The organism is Microbulbifer maximicatervae (SeqCode) (genome assembly GCF_052467825.1).
Map to the genome: position 1 here is coordinate 2,050,536 of NZ_CP174327.1, position 21,838 is coordinate 2,072,373.

Annotated in this window: 18 protein-coding genes; 13 read left to right on the forward strand and 5 right to left on the reverse strand. The window is 49.3% G+C overall.

Features of this window, described 5'->3' with window-relative positions:
- Window positions 1-10: 10 nt before the first annotated feature.
- Window positions 11-700 carry a proteobacterial dedicated sortase system response regulator gene (gene pdsR, locus ACJJII_RS09150; protein ID WP_108735148.1) on the reverse strand — a complete coding sequence of 230 codons (690 nt, stop codon included), beginning with the start codon at window positions 698-700 and terminating at the stop codon, window positions 11-13.
- A gap of 211 nt (window positions 701-911) precedes the next feature.
- Complete coding sequence (locus ACJJII_RS09155) at window positions 912-1,598, reverse strand: OmpA family protein (protein WP_444918930.1); 687 nt, start codon at window positions 1,596-1,598, stop codon at window positions 912-914.
- 468 nt (window positions 1,599-2,066) lie between these two features.
- On the opposite strand from ACJJII_RS09155, the gene murJ reads away from it, so the two are divergent.
- The 12 genes from murJ (at window position 2,067) to ACJJII_RS09215 (ending at window position 16,307) form a co-directional block, all read left to right on the forward strand.
- On the forward strand, window positions 2,067-3,677 hold the full coding sequence (murJ, locus tag ACJJII_RS09160) for a murein biosynthesis integral membrane protein MurJ (RefSeq protein WP_108731696.1): 1,611 nt from the start codon (window positions 2,067-2,069) through the stop codon (window positions 3,675-3,677).
- A 99-nt stretch (window positions 3,678-3,776) separates the two neighbouring features.
- Window positions 3,777-4,757 (forward strand): bifunctional riboflavin kinase/FAD synthetase, encoded by a 981-nt coding sequence (gene ribF, locus ACJJII_RS09165; protein ID WP_238152115.1) that lies wholly within the window; start codon window positions 3,777-3,779, stop codon window positions 4,755-4,757.
- 51 nt (window positions 4,758-4,808) lie between these two features.
- Entirely contained in the window at window positions 4,809-7,613 is a 2,805-nt protein-coding gene (gene ileS / locus ACJJII_RS09170) for an isoleucine--tRNA ligase (RefSeq protein ID WP_444918931.1), read from the forward strand.
- The gene (lspA, locus tag ACJJII_RS09175) at window positions 7,606-8,133 is read left to right on the forward strand and encodes a signal peptidase II (RefSeq protein ID WP_413664305.1); all 528 of its coding nucleotides are present in this window, start codon (window positions 7,606-7,608) and stop codon (window positions 8,131-8,133) included. The genes ileS and lspA overlap by 8 nt, the downstream gene beginning before the upstream one ends.
- Window positions 8,134-8,139: 6 nt before the next feature.
- Window positions 8,140-8,580, forward strand: coding sequence for an FKBP-type peptidyl-prolyl cis-trans isomerase (locus ACJJII_RS09180; protein ID WP_282934364.1), 441 nt, complete (start codon window positions 8,140-8,142; stop codon window positions 8,578-8,580).
- A 44-nt stretch (window positions 8,581-8,624) separates the two neighbouring features.
- Entirely contained in the window at window positions 8,625-9,557 is a 933-nt protein-coding gene (gene ispH / locus ACJJII_RS09185) for a 4-hydroxy-3-methylbut-2-enyl diphosphate reductase (RefSeq protein ID WP_444918932.1), read from the forward strand.
- A gap of 279 nt (window positions 9,558-9,836) precedes the next feature.
- The gene (locus ACJJII_RS09190) at window positions 9,837-10,391 is read left to right on the forward strand and encodes a GspH/FimT family pseudopilin (RefSeq protein ID WP_444918933.1); all 555 of its coding nucleotides are present in this window, start codon (window positions 9,837-9,839) and stop codon (window positions 10,389-10,391) included.
- A complete protein-coding gene (gene pilV, locus ACJJII_RS09195) occupies window positions 10,384-10,929 on the forward strand; it encodes a type IV pilus modification protein PilV (protein WP_444918934.1) in 546 nt (181 codons plus the stop codon). The genes ACJJII_RS09190 and pilV overlap by 8 nt, the downstream gene beginning before the upstream one ends.
- A 3-nt stretch (window positions 10,930-10,932) precedes the next feature.
- A complete protein-coding gene (locus ACJJII_RS09200) occupies window positions 10,933-11,877 on the forward strand; it encodes a PilW family protein (RefSeq protein ID WP_444918935.1) in 945 nt (314 codons plus the stop codon).
- 8 nt (window positions 11,878-11,885) lie between these two features.
- On the forward strand, window positions 11,886-12,425 hold the full coding sequence (locus ACJJII_RS09205; protein WP_444919270.1) for a pilus assembly PilX family protein: 540 nt from the start codon (window positions 11,886-11,888) through the stop codon (window positions 12,423-12,425).
- 8 nt (window positions 12,426-12,433) lie between these two features.
- Window positions 12,434-15,802 carry a pilus assembly protein gene (locus tag ACJJII_RS09210; RefSeq protein WP_444918936.1) on the forward strand — a complete coding sequence of 1,123 codons (3,369 nt, stop codon included), beginning with the start codon at window positions 12,434-12,436 and terminating at the stop codon, window positions 15,800-15,802.
- A gap of 61 nt (window positions 15,803-15,863) precedes the next feature.
- Window positions 15,864-16,307: a type IV pilin protein gene (locus tag ACJJII_RS09215; protein WP_444918937.1), complete on the forward strand. Its 444-nt coding sequence runs from the start codon at window positions 15,864-15,866 to the stop codon at window positions 16,305-16,307.
- Here ACJJII_RS09215 and ACJJII_RS09220 read toward each other — a convergent pair.
- From ACJJII_RS09220 to ACJJII_RS09230, 3 genes are all read right to left on the reverse strand, one after another.
- Window positions 16,304-16,873 (reverse strand): GspH/FimT family pseudopilin, encoded by a 570-nt coding sequence (locus tag ACJJII_RS09220; protein ID WP_444918938.1) that lies wholly within the window; start codon window positions 16,871-16,873, stop codon window positions 16,304-16,306. The genes ACJJII_RS09215 and ACJJII_RS09220 overlap by 4 nt on opposite strands.
- A 103-nt stretch (window positions 16,874-16,976) precedes the next feature.
- Window positions 16,977-18,371, reverse strand: coding sequence for a sigma-54-dependent transcriptional regulator (locus ACJJII_RS09225; protein WP_444918939.1), 1,395 nt, complete (start codon window positions 18,369-18,371; stop codon window positions 16,977-16,979).
- A gap of 117 nt (window positions 18,372-18,488) precedes the next feature.
- Window positions 18,489-20,069, reverse strand: coding sequence for a sensor histidine kinase (locus ACJJII_RS09230; protein ID WP_444918940.1), 1,581 nt, complete (start codon window positions 20,067-20,069; stop codon window positions 18,489-18,491).
- 92 nt (window positions 20,070-20,161) lie between these two features.
- Between ACJJII_RS09230 and ACJJII_RS09235 the strand changes: the two genes are divergently transcribed.
- Window positions 20,162-21,790: an NAD+ synthase gene (locus ACJJII_RS09235; RefSeq protein WP_444918941.1), complete on the forward strand. Its 1,629-nt coding sequence runs from the start codon at window positions 20,162-20,164 to the stop codon at window positions 21,788-21,790.
- Window positions 21,791-21,838 lie beyond the last annotated feature (48 nt).

Genomic DNA, 21,838 nt, shown 5'->3' on the forward strand with positions numbered 1-21,838 from the left:
CGATGGCGGTTTACAGCTGCCAGCGATACCCCATGCCGTAGGCGGTTCCTATGGCATTAAACTCGGTGTCCAGCGCCTGAAACTTGCGCCTGATTCTTTTGACGTGAGAAGTGATGGTGTTGTCATCCAGCACTACGCGGGCCGCTTCCATAAGTTGGCTGCGGGATTTAACGTGACCGGGCCTTTTTGCCAGGGCGTGGACAATCCAGAATTCGGTCACGGTCAGGTCCACGGGTTGCTCATCCCAGTGGCAATGGAGCCTGGAAATATCCAGCCATAGTTTTCCCTGAGTTAAGCTCTCGCCTTCATCGTTTTGATCGCGCAGCACGCTAACGCGGCGCAGTAGGGCGTTAATTCGCGCCTGCATATGGGGTAGGGAGATATCCTTGGTGAGGTAATCATCAGCGCCCAGGCGCAGTCCGGAAATAATATCCAGCTCTGAGTCCCTGGCGGTGAGAAATAATATTGGCAGGCTCGGCGCCATAGCGCGCAATTCCCGGCAGAGCTCAAAACCGCCCTCCACCTCGCTGCCCAGGCCAACATCGATCACGGCCAGGTCCGGCAGCCGCTGGCGAAAAGCATCCATGGCCTCAATCCTGGCGCTGTATAAATCGACCCGGTAACCGTGGCGGCGCAGAGCATCGCGGTAGTTTTCTGCGATAGCGCGTTCATCTTCGACAATGGCGATGGTTGCACTCATGACAAATCCCGACTTAATTCCTTTCTGGCGGAGAATCATGCACGAAGTTGCAGGGGTTAGGCAAAAAGGCGGGCGCAAGGCGCCCGCAAATACAACAGGGTTTCTATCAGCTTGGAGTTGCGTGAGTGGATTTGCGATCCACTCACGCTTATGTAGTGCGGCTTGAAGGCGAAGGGATATGCGGATTTGTTGTCCGCCGTGCCCCTTTGACTCAGAAGTTTCCCGCCATGGACTCCGGAAGGGAGAAGCGGATGTCGACGCGGCGCTCCATGGCGTAGGCGTCTACATCGCCTCGGACTGCCTGGGAGTAAGTGGAGCCGAGTGCGCTGCGGCTGATTCTTGAGGCATCAACTCCCAGCGATACCAAAGCCTCTTCCACACTCAGGGCGCGTTGATCGGACAGTACATTGTTGTAGCCGTCGCTGCCGCGAGGATCTGCGTGTCCCTCCAGGTGAATTTGCAGGTGGGGGTGGCGCTTAAGGAAGTCAGCCATGGCACTCAGCTGATGCATTTGGCCCTCCTGAAGCTCGTCCTCCCCAGTGGTAAACAGCATTTGGAATTGCAGTGAATCCAGGGCCAGTTGGCTGGCGTCGTTCGCGGACAGTTGAGCCGCATCCAATTGCTGTGCCAGGTTGCTGAGCTCTGCACGGCTCTCTGTCAGTTGTGTTGCCAGCATATCTGCCTCGTCTGCTTGCTTGATCTGCTCTCCGAGCCAGGCTCCGCCGAGTGCTCCGGCGATAAAGCCAACGGGCCCACCCAATGCTGCACCGGCAATTGCAGAGCCGGTAAAGACTGAGGCCTGCTTGGCCGGAGTCAAATTGGATTCGTTTTGTTCCTTAGCGTGGGCTCCGGTGGCAATCAGAGAACCCAGGGCGACGGCCATCACTACTTTTTTCATTGTTCTGCTCCTTAGCGGCTTTTCTTACTCGTGTGGGCCTGTTCTGTTGTGGCCCGTTTGAGTGTTATTAAAAAGCTCCAAGGAGGCGCTGGCGTGGCGCAGCTATGACCAACTGCGGCTCAATTGTGGCGAAATATGGCGATCGCTCCGAAACCCAGCTCGGAAGCTGGAAGGGGCTGGGCGACCGCAGTTATAGCAGGGGATGGATGGACAGACGGGGCTGGGGCCATCAACAGCTGCTATGTACCGCACAATTGCCAGAACCAGGGCAATAATCAAAGCACTAATGGTCATCCCTTCTCTCCCCGCACCACCAGCTCCTTGGGTGGCGCGACTAGCTCGCTCTTAGTATAGGCTCGCGGTCCCGCAGTCGCAGGGCCTCAGCTCTGTAGAGGAGCCCATATATCCCCAGGTTTTGGGGTAGACTTGCCGGCCAACAAATTTCAATTTTCGCCAGGAGTCCGAGTTTTGTCGCAGTCATCCCCAGCTCAGGAACAGGCAGTCGAAAAATCTGGTGCTTCCAGATTGCTGCGGGGCAGTTCCGTTGTCGGTGCTGCCACTATGCTGTCGCGAGTGGCCGGGTTGGTTCGCGACGTGGCGCTGGCCCGCTTTGCCGGTGCGGGCGATGCTGCCGATGCCTTTTTTGTCGCATTCAAGATTCCCAACTTTTTTCGCCGTCTATTTGCCGAAGGGGCATTTGCCCAGGCCTTTGTACCGGTACTGGCCGAATACCGTCAAAAGGGCGGTAAAGCGGCTGCGCGTGAGTTAAATGACCGGGTTGCGGGCGCTCTTGGCGGCGTACTTTTGTTGGTTACTCTGTTTGGTGTTCTCTGCGCTCCACTAGTTACGGGTATTTTTGCTTTTGGTTGGTGGTGGGACGGCAGTGAGCGTGAGAAGTTCGATCTCGCTACCGATATGTTGCAGATCACCTTTCCCTATTTAATGCTGATTTCCCTGGCGGGATTTACCGGGGCAATACTCAATACTTTCGATCGTTTCGCGATTCCGGCGCTTACCCCGGTGATGCTCAACCTGGTTTTGATTGCTGCGGCGACTGTTGCTACCAGCTGGTTTGATCCGCAAATTATGGCGCTGGCTTGGGGCGTTTTTGTTGCGGGGGTGGTGCAGCTGCTGTTTCAACTGCCTTTTCTCGCTCGTGAAGGTTTGCTGCCTAGCCCTAAGTGGGATTGGCAGCACAAAGGAGTGCGTAAAATTTTACGCCTGATGGCGCCGGCGATTTTTGGTGTGTCAGTGACTCAGATCAGCCTGGTGATGGACACTCTGCTGGCTTCATTCCTGCCCAGCGGCAGTGTTTCCTGGCTCTATTTTTCCGACCGGCTCACCGAGCTGCCCTTGGGGGTGTTTGGGGTTGCAGTGGCCACGGTAATTCTGCCGAGCTTGTCGCGTCAGCACACTGACGGAGATCCTCGCCGGTTCCGTCATACCCTCGACTGGGCTTTGCGCAGTGTCACACTAATTTCTCTGCCCGCTTCTGTAGCCTTGGTGGTACTGGCTGAGCCGCTCCTGACAACCCTTTTTCAGTATGGGCAGATGCAGCCGCGCGATATGCAAATGGCCGCCTGGTCCCTGCGCGCTTATGCCATGGGGCTGTTGGCGTTTATGCTGATTAAAGTGCTGGCGCCGGGCTATTTTGCCCGCCAGGATACCTATACCCCAGTGCGCTTTGGTTTAATCGCTATCTCGGCCAAAATGGTGTTGAGCCTGCTGTTTGTGATACCGCTTAACTACTACTTCAAACTCGGCCATATGGGCCTGGCGCTGGCTACGGCTTGTCAGGCCGCTATTAACGCCTGGCTCCTCTATAAAGGCTTGCGTCGAGATGATGTCTATAAACCTGAGGCTGGTTGGGGCACTTACCTGGTAAGGTTGCTTCTGGCGAATTTGGCGATGGTTGCGATTTTGCTCGGGGCCCTGCACTTGTGGTCACAGTGGAGTGAATGGGCCTGGTATGACCGCGCCTGGCGTATGGGGCTAATCGTAGCTGCTGGGGGAGCGACCTATCTGTCCGTTTTACTGGTTTCAGGATTGCGCCCCCGCCACTTCCGCGCCACAAGTTAGTTTATTAAGTGGGCATATCTGGATAAATATGGCCTCTGGCCGCCCAGTGGGAATCCGCTATACTGTGCGGCTCGATTTTATGAGGATGGGAAAATCGCTTTGGCCCAGGAGCGCGAACTAATTCGCGGGTTGCACAACCTGCGCCCCCGCCACCGGGGAAGCGTGGCGACAATCGGCTCGTTCGACGGTGTACACCTCGGTCACCAGGCGATTATTGCGCAGCTCAAGCAACGCGCGCAGGAACATGATCTGCCCTCGGTGGCGATTATCTTTGAGCCCCAGCCACATGAGTTCTTCTCTGGGGAAAGGGCGCCCGCGCGTCTGATGCGCTTTAAAGAGAAGGTATTGGCGCTATTTGATGCTGGTGCCGACCGGGTGCTGTGTTTGCAGTTTAACGAGAAGTTACGCAACCTGAGTGCCGATGCCTTTGTGCGCCGTATTCTGGTGGACGGCCTTGGAATCCGCCATTTGGTGGTGGGAGACGATTTCCGCTTCGGCTGTGATCGCAGTGGCGATTATCAATTCCTCCAGGGCGCCGGGGCCGAAAATGGATTCACGGTGGAAGACACGGCTACGCTTGAGATTCGCGGAGCCCGGGTGAGCAGCACCCGCATTCGCGAAGCCTTGCAGCGGGGCGAGTTTGAGTTGGCCGAGGCCTTACTCGGGCGCCCTTACAGTATTACCGGACGGGTTGCCCCCGGCCGCGCCTTGGGCCGGCAACTGGGTGCTCCCACAGCCAATGTGCGTTTGCACCGCTACCGCTCCCCGCTGGTTGGCGTTTACACCGTTCGCACCAAAGCCGCGAATGGAAGTGAACTCGCAGCTGGGCGGCCGGAAATTGACGGTGTTGCCAATGTGGGGTTTCGCCCGACAGTTGAGGGAGAGGGCGCCCGGCCACTACTGGAAGTCAACTTGTTTGATTTTGATGGCAACCTCTACGGGAAAGAACTAGCGGTAGAGTTTTGCCACAAACTTCGCAATGAAGAGAAGTTTGCCTCCCTGGAAATCCTCAAAGCCCGCATCGCTCAGGATATTGACGATGCTAAAGACTGGTTTGTGCAAAACCCCAAGGGACACTAACCGGTGTATAGACGATGAATTATTCTCTACTAGAGCTGAAGTAGACATCCAATGACTGATTATAAAGTGACCTTAAACCTGCCTGAGACCGACTTTCCTATGCGCGGCAATCTGCCCCAGCGCGAGCCGGCTATTTTAAAGAAGTGGCAGGAAACCAAGCTCTACGAAAAAATCCGCGAAGCGCGGGAGGGGCGCGAGCAGTTTATCCTGCACGACGGTCCTCCCTATGCCAACGGGGATATTCACATAGGTCACTCGGTCAACAAGATTCTCAAAGATATTATTATCAAGTCGAAAACCCTGAGCGGTTTTGACGCTCCCTATGTGCCTGGCTGGGACTGCCACGGCCTGCCGATTGAGCACCGCGTCGAGAAAAAGATTGGCAAGGCTGGCGTAAAGGTGGATCACAAAACTTTCCGCCAGAAGTGCCGCGAATACGCAGCCAAGCAGGTGGACGGACAGAAGAAAGACTTTATTCGCCTGGGGGTGTTCGGTGAATGGGACAATCCCTACCGCACCATGGATTTCCAATTTGAAGGCGATATCATCCGAGCGCTTGGGCAAGTGGTCAAAAATGGCCATTTGGCACGGGGTTTCAAGCCTGTGTACTGGAGCGTTGTGGGCGGATCAGCTCTGGCGGAAGCAGAAGTGGAGTATCAGGATAAAACCTCCTACTCCATTTACGTTTGCTATCCGGCGACGGAAGAGACATCCCTGGCTATCGCCGATGCGGCAGGTGGGCACGCGGGTGAAGGCCCCCTATCCGTTGTTATCTGGACCACAACCCCCTGGACGCTTCCTTCCAGCCAAGCGGTTTCTGTCAATGCTGAGCTGGAATATGTTGTGGTGCAAACGGCTGAGCGCCGATTGCTCGTTGCCGAAGCACTCAAGGATGCCGTATTGGAGAAGGCGGGGCTCGAAGGTGAAGTGGTAGGCCGTATTCGCGGTGCCGCCTTGGAGCACCTGAAGCTAAACCATCCTTTCTACGAGAAGCAATTGCCGATGATCCTCGGCGACCATGTCACCACTGATGCAGGTACAGGCTGTGTACACACTGCGCCGGACCATGGTCCCGATGACTTCCAGGTGGGCAAGCGCTACGGCATCGATACCCTGAACTATATCGATGACAATGGCGTATACCGCGATATGGTACCGCTGTTTGCCGGTGAACACGTCTACAAGGTGGACGACAAAATCGTGGCCCTGTTACAGGAGCGCGGAGTACTTCTGCACCAGGGTAAGATGGAGCACAGCTACCCTCACTGCTGGCGCACCAAGACGCCGCTTATTTACCGCGCAACTCCGCAGTGGTTTGTGAGCATGCAGCAGAATGACCTTCTGGAGAATGCACAGAAGGCAGCGGATGAAGTTCAGTGGATCCCCGGTTGGGGCAAGGCTCGTATCGATGCCATGCTCGACGGCAGCCCGGATTGGTGTATTTCCCGCCAGCGTACCTGGGGCGTGCCCATCGCTTTGTTTGTTCACAAAGAGACCCATGAAATCCACCCGGACACTCCCGCTTTGATGGACAAAGTGGCTGAAAAGGTCGACGCCGAGGGTATGGACGTTTGGTTTGACTTGGACCCGCAGGAGCTTCTGGGAGATGAGGCAGGCCAATATCAAAAGGTTACCGACACCCTGGATGTCTGGTTCGATTCAGGTGTGACTCATTACGCCGTACTGGAGCGCCGCAACGGCCTGCGTTTCCCGGCAGATCTGTACCTTGAGGGCTCTGATCAGCACCGAGGCTGGTTCCAGTCTTCACTGAAGACCTCCATCGCTATCAACGATTGTGCCCCTTATAAGCAAGTGTTGACTCACGGTTTCACGGTAGATGCACAGGGACGGAAAATGTCCAAGTCCATCGGCAATACCGTTGCACCACTGGATGTAATCAACAAGTTGGGTGCAGATGTATTACGCCTTTGGGTTTCCGCCACAGACTTCAGTGGTGAAATGGCGGTTTCCGATGAGATCCTGAAACGCACAGCGGACTCTTACCGTCGCTTGCGCAATACGGCTCGTTTCTTCCTGTCCAACCTGGCTGGGTTTGACCCGGAAAAAGATTTATTGCCGGAAAGTGAACTTCTGGCGCTGGATCGCTGGGCGCTGGATAAGGCTGCGCGTCTACAGGATGAAATTATCGCGGCTTACGATAACTACCAGTTCCACCAGATCTACCAGAAGTTACATAACTTCTGTGTCGTGGAAATGGGTGGCTTCTACCTGGATATCATCAAAGATCGCCAATACACCACCAAAGAGGACAGTACTGCACGCCGCTCTGCGCAAACTGCCCTCTATCATATTGTTCAGGCATTTGTTCGCTGGATTGCGCCTATCCTGAGCTTTACCGCAGAAGAACTATGGCAGTTTATTCCCGGAGCCAAAGCGGACAGCATCTTTATTGAAGAGTGGTATTCGCTGCCGAAGCTGCCAGCAGACTCGGTTAAAGGTGCGGACTATTGGGCTGCCATCGCCGAAGTAAAAACTGCGGTAAACAAGGTGCTTGAAGAGCAGCGTGGAGCTGGTGCTATTGGCGGCTCCCTGCAAGCGGCGGTGACTCTGTTCGCCGAGGATGACCTGCGCGAAAAGCTCTTGGAGCTCGAAGACGAGTTGCGCTTTGTTTTGATTTGCTCCTCCACTTCTGTACAGCCACTCAGCGATGCTGCCGGTGCAGAATCCACAGAGCTGGAAGGATTGAAAGTCAGCATAAGCAAAGTGGATCACCCCAAGTGTGCGCGCTGTTGGCATTACCGCGCCGATGTGGGTGTATCAGCAGAGTATCCAGACATTTGTGAGCGCTGTGTGGAAAACGTTTCTGGTGAAGGAGAAGTGAGGCACTATGCCTAGTTCCAACCCTGTTTGGGGGCATCCATGGCGCTGGTACTGGCTGGCGCTGGTGGTGGTTGTCCTCGATATCGCCAGCAAAGTCTGGGCCGTGGATATGTTTATGCACGGCCCGTCAATACAAATTATTCCCGGCTTGCTGCAATTTACTTATGCCGAAAACTACGGCGCTGCCTTTAGCTTCCTGTCTGATGCTGGGGGATGGCAGCGGTGGTTTTTCGGAATTATTGCCTTTGTATTTAGCGTTGTTGTCAGTGTTTGGCTATGGCGCTTGCCGGCAACAAAGCGCTGGGAACCCTGTGCCCTGGCGCTAATTCTGGGGGGGGCCTTGGGCAACCTTTGGGATCGAGTGCTGCTGGGTTACGTAAGGGATTTTATTTCGGTCTATTACGGCAACTGGCACTTCCCGGTATTCAATGTGGCGGATATGGGAATTAGTATCGGCGCTGCAATGCTGGTGATTGAACTGCTTTTTTTTGCGGAAAAAGAAAGTGGCAAAGCAAAAAATAACGTGGAAGTTTAACGAACTATGAGTAATGCCGTTATCGGTGAGCACTGCCGGGTGACACTGCACTTTAGCCTGAAATTGGACGATGGCACTGAGGTGGATTCAACCTTCAAAGGTGACCCAGCCTCTTTTAGTGTTGGCGATGGCAGTTTGCTGCCGGGCTTTGAAAAAGCGCTTTTTGGTTTAAAAGCGGGAGATGAAGCTGAGATCGAGATACCGCCGGAGATAGGGTTTGGCCAGCGCAACCCGGAAAACCTGCAAAAGGTGCGCCGGGATACCTTTTCTCCCGATATGGAGCTGGAGCGCGGGTTGGTAGTCTCTTTTGACAACGGCAGCGGCGAACTCCCCGGAGTAATCAGTGAGATTGGTGAGGACGATGTTACTGTCGACTTTAATCATCCATTGGCCGGTCAAACCTTAAATTTCCATGTGAAAATTATTGCGGTGGACTCGATCCAATAGGGTCGGGGTTCCCCCTTTGTAGCAAGTAGGGTGCTGAAGTAGACATGCAAATCCGAATGGCTAACCCTCGGGGCTTTTGTGCCGGTGTTGACCGGGCAATTGATATTGTGAATCGTGCCCTGGATGTATTTGGTGCGCCGATCTATGTCCGCCATGAGGTGGTGCACAATAAATTTGTGGTGGAGAGCCTGAAAGAGCGAGGTGCGGTCTTTGTCGATGAACTCGATGAAGTGCCCGATGATGTTATCGTTATCTTCAGTGCTCACGGTGTTTCAAAAGCTGTGCAGCGCGAAGCTGAAGAGCGCGGCCTGCGTGTATTCGATGCTACTTGCCCGCTGGTTACCAAGGTGCATATTGAAGTGAGTAAGTTCAGCACCGACGGTGCTGAGTGCATACTTATCGGCCACGCTGGGCACCCGGAAGTGGAGGGCACAATGGGGCAGTATGACAACTCTGCTGGCGGTGCCATCTACCTGGTTGAAGACGAAGAGGATGTTAGTAAGTTAACCGTTAAAGACGAAAGCAATCTCGCCTATGTCACTCAGACAACATTATCCATGGATGATACTGCTCGAGTCATTGATGCTCTGAGAGTGCGCTTCCCTGAAATCCGTGGGCCTCGAAAAGATGATATCTGTTACGCAACCCAGAACCGCCAGGATGCAGTGAAACAGTTAGCTCTGGAGAGTGACCTGGTTCTTGTTGTTGGTAGCCCGAATAGCTCTAATTCCAATCGCCTGCGTGAACTCGCTGAACGCTGTGGTGCTACTGCTAAATTGATCGATGGTGCAGATGATATCAATGCAGATTGGCTTCAGGGTAAGGCGGCTATAGGGATCACAGCCGGGGCCTCAGCACCAGAAATTTTGGTGCAGGGAGTCGTTAGCCGATTGCAACAACTTGGTGCAAGCCTTCCAGAAGAAATGGATGGAAGGGCTGAGAATATACGTTTCTCCCTACCTAAAGAGCTGCGTTAAGTCGCAGCTCCTTTTACTATTCTTACTCCCTCCTTATCCCACCCTTTGTCGCTTTTCTATTACCGTTTATCGGCTCTTGATAGAAACTGAAAATAGTTCGCTTTAATTCTGCACGTATATTGATATACATACACTGTAACGCTTGGCTCGTTATCTAGTTCTTACTAGCGAGATGAGAAGAGATGGAAGGTACATTAATCTGATGCCTTTCCTAAGACAGCCTTATTGAATGTGGAGATGTTACTCTTAGGAAGATTGAGACCTCTGAGTAAAAGGATTATGAGTAACTTTGTAAATGCTCGTGGATTGACACTTATAGAATTGCTAATTTCAGTCACTTTGTTAGGGATAGTTCTTGCTATCGGTATTCCGTCATTCAGTTCATTGATTGATTCGAATCGGCTTACAACCACCACCAATGACTGGATTTCTACGCTGCAATATGCTCGATCGGAAGCTGTGCGCAGCCGTGAACAAGTTAATGTGACAGCGATCAGTGATGATATTGGCAATGGATTTACAGTGTGGCTTGATAGTAATGGGAATAGCAAGTTTGACTCTGGAGAAGAGTTAAGAGTTCTAGCAGTTGAATTTCCAGATATGGGCATTACGGCCAAGGAAGGAGATGCTGCTGTTACCAAACTAAATTTTTCATTCAATGCAGTGGGCGAGGCAAGTATTGGAGATGCCTTAACACTGAGTATTTGTGACGCCAGGGAAGGAAACTTTGGTAGGCAAGTTGAGCTTTTTGTATCGGGTGCTTTTCGTTTAACCAAAAATATTGCTTGTAATATTGATGAGGAAGCTAGCGCAGGGGAAGAAGACGATGCATAAGCAGAAAGGGGCAACGCTAGTTGAGGTTTTGGTTTCTGTATTGATTATAGCCGTGGGGCTGCTGGGGCTTGCCTCGACTCAGGTTATGAGCTTAAAAAGCGGGAATAATGCTCATCATCGCTATATGGCCACTCTTGCAGCGCAAGAAATCATTGAGCGTATGCGAGCAAATAGTGCCGCATTCTCAACCGGTGGGTATGACGGTACTGTACCCAGTACTGACACAAGCACCGAAACAGGCACTGACACAAGCACCGAAACAGGCACTGACACAAGCACTGACACAAGCACCGATGAAGTTGATTCAACTCCTAGTTGCGCCTCTAAATGTACGAGTGCACAAATGGCCAGTTTAGATTTATTCGAATGGGGAAAATTACTTTCAGATAATCTCCCCGACGCAGAGGGAAGAATCGTCCGTAACAGTGGTGAAGTAACTGTGACTATTTCCTGGAGTGAACAAAATAGTGGTAAAGACTACGGGAGTGGGGCAAGTGCCAGTAAAAAAACGACTTATGAAATGACTGTGGAGTTGTAGATTATGAAGATGATATCTACAAACAAAGGGCTTTCTTTAATCGAACTATTAATCGGCTTGATATTGAGTAGCCTATTATTGTTGGGCGTCCTTCAGATTTTTCAAAGTAATAGTGGTGCTATTCGTATGCAAAATGCATTTGCCCGAGTTCAAGAAAGTGGGCGCTTTGCAATGGATATGCTTTCTCGGGAAGTAAGGCAAGCTGGTTACTGGGGATGCTTGGCTGATCAGACCAAAATCGAAAATCGCCTGAGTACAGCTACCGATGTAGGAGTTGGTGGTGTGCTCGGTCAGGACAACGTTGCCGAGGGGACTCTCGTCGGAAGCAAAACGGTAGCAACAGGGAGTGATGTAGTCGTTCTTAGTGGAGCTAAAGACTCATGTGGCGGCGCTGGTCGGTTAACTGCGCCCACTTCTGGCGGTGAATTACAAATTGAGGCTAGCTGCCCTGTAGCGAAGGGTGATGTAGTTTTAGTAGTAAACTGCGAGGCCGGCGATGTTTTTGCAGTTACTGATCTTGCTGGTGATGAAAATGCTAGTGTTCTAGTTGTAAAGCACACAACGGATGATATTGAAGGCAGCACTATAAAAAATAAAAGCGCCCAGCTTAGCGATACTTATGGCATAGAAGCCCAATTATTACGCCCCTATCAAAAGACTTTTTTTGTAGCTGATGATTCCCTATTTATGCTGGAAGACGGAAGAGCAACAGAGCTGGTACCGGGTGTTAGAGACATGCAAGTGACTTATGGGCGTGACACAACGAATAGCGGAATTATTGATACCTGGGGTATTGCCGGCAATGATACTGAAATGGCTCAGGTTGTGGGGGTGAGACTTGAGTTGACGGTTATTAGTGATTCTGATACAGGATCGGCAGCTGAGGATGGCCGGCTTAGCAAAACTTATGTGAGCACTGTGAAGGTACGCAATAGGGGGAATATGTAATGCGGAGCATGGCTCAGCAAAATGGTGCAGTGCTGGTTATCAGCCTAATTATACTGCTGGTTTTAACTCTTATCGGAATTTCAGGCGCTAGGGGAATTCTAATGAATGAGAGAATGACCTCGGCTTCCCGCGATGCACAGATTGCATTGGAAGTCGCTGAATCCATGTCCAGGCAGGGCGAAGAATATATTGAAGGCTTGGAAAACCTGGATAATTTTGGTTCCGCGTCATGGTTGCACGAGACAGGAAGTGCTCCCAGCGATCTTCTTTCTAATAGTACGTGGAAAGATGCTAATTCGATTGAAAAATCAGTGCCGATGAAAGATGCAGATGGCGACAACAATTTAAAGGGACGTATGTTTATAGAGCGTCTCGGTGTGGCTGATTTGGGGGAAGACTATGCGGATATTGATTTGAGTGATGGGAAAACCAAGGGAGAGGGCACCGTAGTTGAGGTTTTTAAAATTGTGTCCAGGGGAGAGGGTATCGCCAATACCCAGCGGGTTATAGTCACCTTATACGCTAAAGAGTTTGACGAAACAAAGTGAGCAGTGCAATGAATATGAAAAAAAAGTTAAAACCTACTTTTGCCCTGCGCCCACTATGCGCCGTAATTTTAATGGGAGCGGGAGTTTCTAGTTCTGCGGCTCCCGGGGTAATCGCTGATATCCCTCTTTATTCTGCTGGCTCTGCCCCACCCAATATTATGTTTGTTTTGGATTCATCGGGGTCAATGCAGCAAATGCTTTACCCTCCGGAAGGGTATAATGAGAATGATAATATTGCGTCTGGTTGTACGCTAGATGACGAAGATAATGATCAGGTTTATTTTCGAGTTGACAATTCCACGGGAGAAGTTGAATTTAATTTAGGTTACTATTGGAAAAAGAAGCTTTACAGACGTTCCACGTGGCATACATGGACTGATAATAATTGCTTTAAAAGCAGTGATACTTTTGATGCATTTCTGTATGCGGGGGGAGATGAAAACAACTTCCATCCAACGCCTGACTATTTCGTGAATAATGACTGGTACCATTCTATTGAGGACGTGGATGGAAATTTCTTAAACTGGTTTTTTTCTAAGCAGGACACCTCAGGAAACTATGTGGCAGATACATTCCTAGAGGAGGATGGCATAACGGTAAGGCGGACCAAGTTAGGGGTCGAACGGCGTACCGACGGCATGAAAACGGCCGCAGTCAGTTTGATTGAAGAGCTATCGGATGTCCGTGTAGGCTTAATGCAGTTTAATGATACATACCAAAGTGGGAAGAACTGGGAAGTCGACGGTGCAAAATTAATCACCGCTCTTACTGATTTAAGCGATGAAAATACGGTTGCTACTGCTAAGGCGGACTTAATTTCTGAGATCAAGGATATCAGTGCGGCGGGCTCTACGCCTTTAGCAGAAAGCTTCGCCGCAGTCGGCCGCTATTTTATTTCCGGGTATACCAATGCAGAATTGACCTATGTGGACTTTGAAGATCATGATGGAGACCCCAGAACTGAAGAAGTAGAGGTTTCTGCTCAAGCGACAGCTGGAAGTATTTTTGCCGGCGAAACTTCAGGTTCAAGTACAACGACAATTCTTAATTGGAACGGCATTGCTGAGCCCACTGCAGCTTCATCGCCCATTCAATATTATTGCCAGCAGAACTTTATGGTGGCACTTACCGACGGCGAGCCAACCTTAGACAACTCTATTAGCAGCATTTTGTCGGGCTATGATAAGGATTGTAATGATAACGTAGGCAAGTGTACTACCGATGAACAAATGGATGATGTTGTTAAAGCACTTTACGATATAGATCTGCGCCCAGACTTAAAGGATTTAAATGGTGACCCTGTCCATAATAATATTACCAGCTATATCATCGGATTTGCCGAGGGCGGTATATCAGATACTGATCTGATGAAAAATGCAGGGGCCCTAGGCGGCGGAGGCGTTTATACTGCAAATAACGCCTCTGGATTGGCCGATACTTTTAATGTGATTATGCAGCGCATGCGGGCCATTACCGGTAGTTCCGGAACTATATCTTTTAATAGTACCTCGTTAGAATCAGATACGTTACTGTTTAACGCGAAGTTTAACAGCGGTCAGTGGAGAGGCTATCTATCGGCCTGGGAGCTGAGTGAAGATGGTAAATCATTAGCAACCAGTGAAAGCTGGGAAGCTGGGGCGCTGTTGGACGCCCGAGAAAATATTGATGATCGGCTTATTCTCACTTATAAGAACGGTAGTGGAGCTGCTTTTACATCCACCGCTGTAGGTAGTTCCGGCACCCTACACAATAGCGATTTATCGATCAACAGTACCCTCTCTTCCGGAACCACAGATAATAGAGTTGCTGACAGGATTGCCTACTTGCGCGGAGATAGAGCAGGAGAAGGTGGAGAAACTGATGAATTCAGAATAAGAGAAAGTCGTCTAGGGGATATCGTCAATTCATCACCCATCTATGTTGGTAAACCTAGTGAGGGCTGGTCTGAGGCAAGTTTCCCTGGGAATGACAGCTATCAGGCTTTTGTAGAGAAGAATACCAGTCGAACACCTATGGTCTATGTTGGAGCAAATGACGGATTTCTGCATGGATTTAATGCAAAGTCTACTGGTGCTGATATGGGCCAAGAAATTATGGCTTATTTGCCGGCAGCAGTACTGAGCGCAACAGCGGGAGAGGGCGTACATGCTCTAAGTTCGCAGTTTTACGGTCATGAATTTTATGTTGATGGCACTCCGACAGTGCGGGACGTTTATATTGATGATGAGTGGAAAAGCATTCTTGTCGGCGGGCTAGGTGCTGGAGGCAAAGGTTATTTTGCACTAGATGTGACTGACCCGAGCAAGTTTAGTGCGGATAATGCCGATAGTATCGTATTGTGGGAGTTTTCTAATGCGACTAACTTAGGATTTACATTCAGTCGCCCTCAGATTGGCCGCCTACCTAATGGAAAATGGGCGGCAATTTTTGGAAATGGTTACAATAGTAGTTCTGGCGATGCTGGATTATTCATTGTTTACCTGGACGGTAAAGATAAAGATGGCGATAGCTTTAAATACATATCTACCGGGATAGGAAGCTCAAACGATCAAAATGGTTTGTCTTCGCCAGCTATTGCTGATGAAAATAAAGACGGCACAATTGATCGAATTTATGCGGGTGATCTGCGTGGAAATATGTGGGCTTTCGATGTTTCTGATGAAAGTGCTAGTAATTGGGCAGTAGCCGGGAATGCTCCTCTTTTTAGTGCACCGGGAAAAGCGATTACGGCCGCACCAGCCTTGGCGCGAAATGATGAGGCTGCTGGGTTAATTGTTGCATTTGGCACTGGCCAGTATCTTGTTGCTGGCGATACCACGGATCTAAATGCTGGTACATATTATGTTATTGCTGACAATAATAAATACTCATTAACAGAGAGTGACTTACAGCTTAGAACCTTGGTACTTGACGATACTGGTATAGTACCGATCCGTACTGTCGAAGGTGAAGAGTTTACCTGGGAGACTAAGAGCGGTTGGTATATGCCCTTACAAGTGGGTAGCGGTACGATCGGGGGTGAAAGGGTGATTAGTCGAGGCTCAGTACAGGGTAATAAAATTTATTTCAATACAATTATTCCCAGTGGTCAAATGTGTGCCGCCGGAGGCAGTGGCTGGCTGATGTCAACCAATCTCTTTACCGGCCTGGTTGGCGATGACCCTGGACTAGATGGTGACCGTAACGGTAGAGTTGACGAGGATGATTCTGGAACGGCTGGTGTTTATATCGACGGAAAAATGCCGGGGGAATCAGGTTTTATTGGTAAAGGTCAGTGGGTTCCTATGAGTGATGGAAACCCTATTTATGAGCCTACCGATGGTCCTGGTGCCGGCCAGCTTGGAAGACTGTCTTGGGAAGAAATAATTCCAGAATAATAGTTAATGGAGTGGCATGCCTGATCAAGCTAGGCATACCAGTATTTGAGTGAAAATTAAAATGAATAGAAGCAGGGGTTTTACCCTTATCGAATTGCTTATCGTTATTGCAATACTCGGTATTTTAGCCGGTATTGCTTGGCCGTCCTACTTGGAACATGTACGCTCTTCTCATCGCACTAGTGCTCAGAGTGCCTTGATGGGTCTCGCGCAGGCCTTAGAGCAGCATTATACAGAAAATGGTTCCTATAGTGGGGCAGCGGATGACAATGGTGTGCCCACCATTTTTCCATCAGAGGCGCCACTGGATAATAATAGTAAAACTTATAATTTGACTGTAAATGCGACGAGTAGTACTTATACGCTAACAGCCACACCGAAGAACTCTCAGCAAGGTGATGGTGTAATTGTATTGTTTTCTAGTGGTTTGAAGGCTTGGGATAGAGATGATGATGGCACAATCTCTAGTCCAGATGAAGAATGCTGGGGTAAAACCTGCTCTTAAGTAGCTTCGGGGCAACTAAGGTTGTCCCCACTTCCATTTTCCACAATGCCATCTCCATCGTTATCCTGCCCATAGTAAGGTCTACCGATGGCATTTAAGATTATTATCCAACCTAACTGAGCTTGTCCATCAGTTGGACAGTATGCAAAATTTCCACTTTGTGATGGAGTAGTTCCACTGGCGCGAAATATCAGGAACCCTTTGTTATTAAAGCTCTTCCAAGTCAGGGTTGCCCCCTTGCGTAAACGGGAAAAATAGCGATCTATTTTATCTTCTGGATCTATGCTCCCGTTACTATTCATGTCTTTAAAAATTAGTGCGCCATTTGACCAGTCACTAGAGCAGGTATTGTTATTACCCAATGGGCATAAAGTAAAACTTAATCTCTCGCTATATGCCTTATTCCGCATGTATATCAGGATTTCAAAAAGCTCCCACTGCTTCGCCTTGCTACGATATTGTGCGGTTAAGTCATTAAATATAGGAACAGCGATCGTAGCTAAAAGTGCAAGTATTGTAATAACAATTATTAAATCTAAGAAAGTTACCCCTTCTATTCTTTTCACGGCACAAGCCCTCTTCCTTGAGAGGCGTTAGCTTAGAGAGGGCTGTCTAAAAAACAATCACAAGCTATTACATTTTCACCTAGGCAGGCATAGTGGGGGGAGTCTAGCTTTCCAAACCTAATTTTTTAAGTCGATACCTTAATGAACGAAAGCTAATACCAAGTTTCTCTGCTGCGGCGGTCCTATTCCAGCGAGTTTTAAGTAATGCTTCTTCGATAATATTTTTTTCAACTTCCTGTAGAAAGCAATCAAGTGAAACGTGGTTAGCTGGATCAAACTGATTGCAAGTAGCATGTTGACTTGCTTTCTCCTGTTGGTGGTCAGGTAAATGAGTTATTGCTACTTGTTTATTACTCTCTAATGATAAATCTTCCAGTTGAATAACTTTTTGATTTGACAGGGTGATTGCTCGCTCAAGAATATTCTCTAGCTGGCGTACATTTCCTGGAAAAGAGTAATCTTGTAAGGCTACTAGCGCCTCATGAGATATTGCAGGGGGGGTTATCCCGCCATTATTGGCTAAACGTTTCGTGATTAAGTCAATAAGTAAGGGTATATCTTCTAATCTATTACGCAGTGGTGGGACTAAAATTTCTATGACATTAATCCGATAGAAAAGATCACTCCGAAACCTTCCTTCGGCTACCTCTTTGTTTAGGTCTTTGTGAGTGGCACTAAGAATACGAATATCAATAGGGACTTCTTGATTGGAACCAATGGGGCGGATATGCTTTTCCTGGATAGCCCTCAATAATTTGACTTGCATTTCTAAAGGGAGGTCGGCCACTTCATCTAAAAAAAGCGTTCCGCCTTCCGCACCTTGAAATAGTCCATGTTTGTCTTTATGCGCACCGGAAAAACTTCCTTTTTTATGTCCGAAAAACTCGCTCTCCATAAGCTCCGATGGGATGGCCCCACAGTTGATAGGAACGAAGGGTTTTTCGGCACGTGGCCCTTGTAAGTGTATTGATCGTGCTACTAATTCCTTCCCAGAACCAGATTCACCACTTATGTATACAGGAGCTTCGCTTTTAGAGACTTTTTTTATTTTATCCCTGAGCTTTTGCATAATTGGCGACTCACCATGCAGAAGCTCTTCATGCCTCTTCTCTTTTTCATCTCTAGAGCAATTACTTAGTTTTATAGCTAAATGAGCTAGATTCCGTAGGCGTTCTAGGTCCACGGGTTTACTAACAAAGTCAAAGGCGCCAAGCTTTAGGGCGTTGATGGCAGTATCCATGTTGCCATGTGCAGTGATAACAGCGATAGGGAGCTCATAGTTGATACTACTTTGTACATATTCCACAAGTTGTAAGCCGTCCCCATCAGGCAGGCGTAAGTCTGTAAGGCAGAAATCGTAGTTGTTTTCGTTGAGTAGACTTTGAGCCTCGGAAGTACTCCCAGAGGTATGGCAACTGATGCCCATACGTTGGAGGGTAAGACTTATTAAGTTGCAGATATCCGGTTCGTCATCGACAACCAGTGCCAGAGGTCGCATTTTTTCTTTGTTCTTTCTTGTTGTGTTGAGATCAGTTGGCGGTGTGCCGGGTAATTATTATGTCAGAAACTTCATAGGAATATTGGCTTATATGTTGGAAAAAGTTACTGAGTCAGATCAATTTACACTGTAGCTGTGAGCAAACTCTATCCTGAAACAGCTTTTGTCGTCATCACTTCTGCAGTGATAAAGGCTTAACTTGTTGGACTCACAAAGTTCTCGAGCGATGTAGAGACCCAGTCCGCTTCCATTCTTACCAGTAGTAAAAAACGGTTCAAACACTTGATCAATGTATTGATCTGGAACTCCTGGGCCTAGATCTTTAACATCAAGTATCGTGCAGTTACGTTCCTTGCTGTAATAGGCGCAGAGAGTAGCGTGTCCTGCCCCTTTGGCAAGCTTCGAATGCTGAAGAGCATTATCCGTTAAGTTAGTGACTACTTGCGCTAATTGTCCCGGATCGGACTCTATTGGTAGGGCTTGCTCTGATATGTCTAGCTCAATGATACTGCCGTTTTTTCCAGTGCGAAAATCCATTACAAACTGCTCTAGCCAATTCCCTAAATCGAGCTTTTCGGTTGAGCTAGCCCTTCTTCTTGAGAGCTGCATTACATTTTCCACGATCTGGTTGATACGCAAACTTTGGCGGCAGATTATTTCAGTAAGCTGATGCTCTTCTGATGGTATTTGGGGTGATTCAGATAGTAGTTGCGCTGCATGCTTGATAGCGGCTAATGGATTACGTATCTCATGCGCAATAGAGGCTGTAAGTTGGCCAAGCGATGCTAATTTTAGCTTTTGAGCAGCCTGGGCTAACTTGTGATTATCTTCTAAAAAAACTAAGGTACTGCTACGTGTATCGTGGCGTAGTTCTGAAAAAGTTATATGTAGCTCCCCCCCATTTTTCGCAGAAATCAAAGCATTATTGTAATTGTTTTGGTTGCGCCACTCCTGAACCTTTTGCCGCAACTCTACATAATGGTTTTCTTCAGCGCATAGTTGATTTCCCAAAAGGCGCTTAGCAGCTTGGTTCATCAATTCTGCTTCGAATGATGGTCCTACTACAAGCACTCCAGTACTCATTCGCTCTATGATTTGCTGCGCTAGACGTTGAAGATGTGCGGCCTGCCTGCTTTGTTGATCTGCACGTACATTTGCTTTACGAATCCGCTCAGATAGATACTGTATAACACTAACTGTGACAAACAGTAGTAAGCCTAGTCCCCCGGCAGAAACGATATCCTTGCTGGAACCAGCCCCTGAGAGAAGGTGAAATACCTGCAGTCCAATGACACCTAAGCTGGCAATTGCCGCAAAAAATGCACTGAGGCGCCTGTCGAGGAGGATTGCACCAATAGAGCAACTGATAAGAAGCAGATAACCCAGTCCAGAGTTAAGGCCGCCACTGGCCTCTATGAGGAATAGAAATACTAGGACATCACATCCTAATACCATGCCTATTTGACCGGTACTCATATAATAGGACTTTTGGCGCAGAAATAGCAGCCAACCTACATTGAGCAAAGCATAGGTAGTAGCGGTGTATATGAAAAGTGAAGGGAACTTTCCACCTAACGAGCCCTTGCCAAAATCTGAGAAAAATACTCCTAGTAAAACTAAAGCTATTGCAACTCGGTAAATTGAGCTAATTCGAAGGAGTTCGTGATGCTGCTGTGGGGATGTCTGGGAACTGCTCACTATAGATGCCCGGTATTCTTGTAGTGGTGAGCCGCTGCTGTTGTTACCCCGATGGGGTTACAATAGCGGCCTGTCTTGTCCGAGGTTCAACGATGTCTACTTTGCAGTTAGTGCTGGCACAAATCAATTCCCTGGTGGGAGATATTCCAGGGAATACCAAGCAGGTGATAGAAATTGCGCGCCGAGCGTACCAGGAGCTGGGTGCTGACTTGGTACTTTTCCCGGAGCTGACCCTGTGCGGCTACTCTCCTGAAGACTTGTTGTTGCGCCCCAGTATGCAGATTCGTATTGATGCGGCATTGGATCAGCTCAAAGTTGCAGAACTGCCCTGCGCCATTGTTGTGGGTTACCCCAAGTTGCTCGATGGCGTTATGTTCAATATGGCGGGGGTCATAGTTGAGGGAGAGTTAATCGCAGAATATGCCAAACAGAAGCTGCCTAACTATCAGGTCTTTGATGAAAAGCGTTACTTCAAGCCGGGTAAATCTCCCTGTGTAGTGCATATCAAGGGAGTTCCTGTGGGGCTGAGTGTTTGTGAGGATATTTGGTTTCCAGAGCCCATCAAGCAGTCAGTCGATGCTGGAGCCAAGTTGATTCTCAACATCAATGCATCACCTTTCCATCGAGGCAAGGCTCAACAGAGGCTGGAATTGGTTTCCAGGCAGGCAAAGAATGCCGGGGTCCCCATTGCCTATGTAAACTGGTGCGGTGGTCAGGACGAGCTGGTTTTTGACGGTGGCTCAATCGTTGTTGACGCTGAGGGAGAGGTATGTGCCAGGGCTGAGGAGTTTACAGAGCAGTTGTTGCCAGCTTCCATATCTTTGCAGGGACAGGATTTGACGGTACTCCCTGGAGAAATTGCTTCTCCTCGCGGCGATTTGGCTTCCGTGTACCAAGCCCTGGTACTCGGGGTGCGCGACTACGTTAATAAAAATGGTTTTAATGGTGTTGTACTGGGGTTGTCGGGTGGAATTGACTCAGCTCTTACATTGGCAGTTGCGGTCGATGCGCTGGGTAAAGAGCGTGTTGAGGCGGTAATGATGCCGTTTCGCTATACCTCGGATCTGAGTAAAGGCGATGCGGCCGATCAGGCGGAAAGAATGGGGGTTCACTATCGGGAAATTAGTATCGAGCCCATCTTTGATTCGTTTATGGGCGCTCTCGCTGAAGAATTTGCTGGCAGTGAGAGGGATACCACTGAAGAGAACCTGCAGGCCCGCTCTCGTGGTGTTCTTTTGATGGCTATCTCCAATAAGAAGGGCGCGATGGTCCTGACCACCGGTAACAAGAGTGAGATGGCCGTTGGTTACGCGACCTTATACGGGGATATGGTAGGCGGATTCAATGCCCTGAAGGATGTTCCCAAAGTATTGGTATTCGAGCTGGCCCGTTACCGCAACACAATTTCTGAAGTGATTCCTGAAACGGTCATTACTCGCCCTCCCAGTGCTGAGCTGGCCCCAGACCAAGTGGATTCTGACAGCCTTCCACCTTATGAGATCCTGGACCAAATTCTCAACCTCTATGTTGATCAAGACCACAGCGCTGAGGAAATCATTCAGCGTGGCTTCCAGAGAGAGGATGTAGAGCGTGTGGTCAGGTTAGTGGGACGCAATGAGTACAAGAGGCGCCAGGCAGCCATCGGGGTGCGTATTTCTGAACGCGGATTTGGAAGGGATCGCCGTTATCCCATCACCAATGGCTGGAAGCTGGGTGACTAGCTATCCTGAAAATATAAACGGCGCCGAATGGCGCCGTTTATATTTTCA

Bases quoted from the DNA above. Each gene is read 5' to 3' on its own strand.
- ACJJII_RS09190 (WP_444918933.1), top strand. From the start codon at position 9,837: ATGAGTAACTTTGTAAATGCTCGTGGATTGACACTTATAGAATTGCTA.
- ACJJII_RS09200 (WP_444918935.1), top strand. From the start codon at position 10,933: ATGAAGATGATATCTACAAACAAAGGGCTTTCTTTAATCGAACTATTA.
- ACJJII_RS09225 (WP_444918939.1), bottom strand. From the start codon at position 18,371: ATGCGACCTCTGGCACTGGTTGTCGATGACGAACCGGATATCTGCAAC.
- ACJJII_RS09180 (WP_282934364.1), top strand. From the start codon at position 8,140: ATGAGTAATGCCGTTATCGGTGAGCACTGCCGGGTGACACTGCACTTT.
- ispH (WP_444918932.1), top strand. From the start codon at position 8,625: ATGCAAATCCGAATGGCTAACCCTCGGGGCTTTTGTGCCGGTGTTGAC.
- ACJJII_RS09205 (WP_444919270.1), top strand. From the start codon at position 11,886: ATGGCTCAGCAAAATGGTGCAGTGCTGGTTATCAGCCTAATTATACTG.
- lspA (WP_413664305.1), top strand. From the start codon at position 7,606: ATGCCTAGTTCCAACCCTGTTTGGGGGCATCCATGGCGCTGGTACTGG.
- ileS (WP_444918931.1), top strand. From the start codon at position 4,809: ATGACTGATTATAAAGTGACCTTAAACCTGCCTGAGACCGACTTTCCT.
- ACJJII_RS09210 (WP_444918936.1), top strand. From the start codon at position 12,434: ATGAATATGAAAAAAAAGTTAAAACCTACTTTTGCCCTGCGCCCACTA.
- ACJJII_RS09235 (WP_444918941.1), top strand. From the start codon at position 20,162: ATGTCTACTTTGCAGTTAGTGCTGGCACAAATCAATTCCCTGGTGGGA.
- pilV (WP_444918934.1), top strand. From the start codon at position 10,384: ATGCATAAGCAGAAAGGGGCAACGCTAGTTGAGGTTTTGGTTTCTGTA.
- ACJJII_RS09215 (WP_444918937.1), top strand. From the start codon at position 15,864: ATGAATAGAAGCAGGGGTTTTACCCTTATCGAATTGCTTATCGTTATT.
- pdsR (WP_108735148.1), bottom strand. From the start codon at position 700: ATGAGTGCAACCATCGCCATTGTCGAAGATGAACGCGCTATCGCAGAA.
- ACJJII_RS09155 (WP_444918930.1), bottom strand. From the start codon at position 1,598: ATGAAAAAAGTAGTGATGGCCGTCGCCCTGGGTTCTCTGATTGCCACC.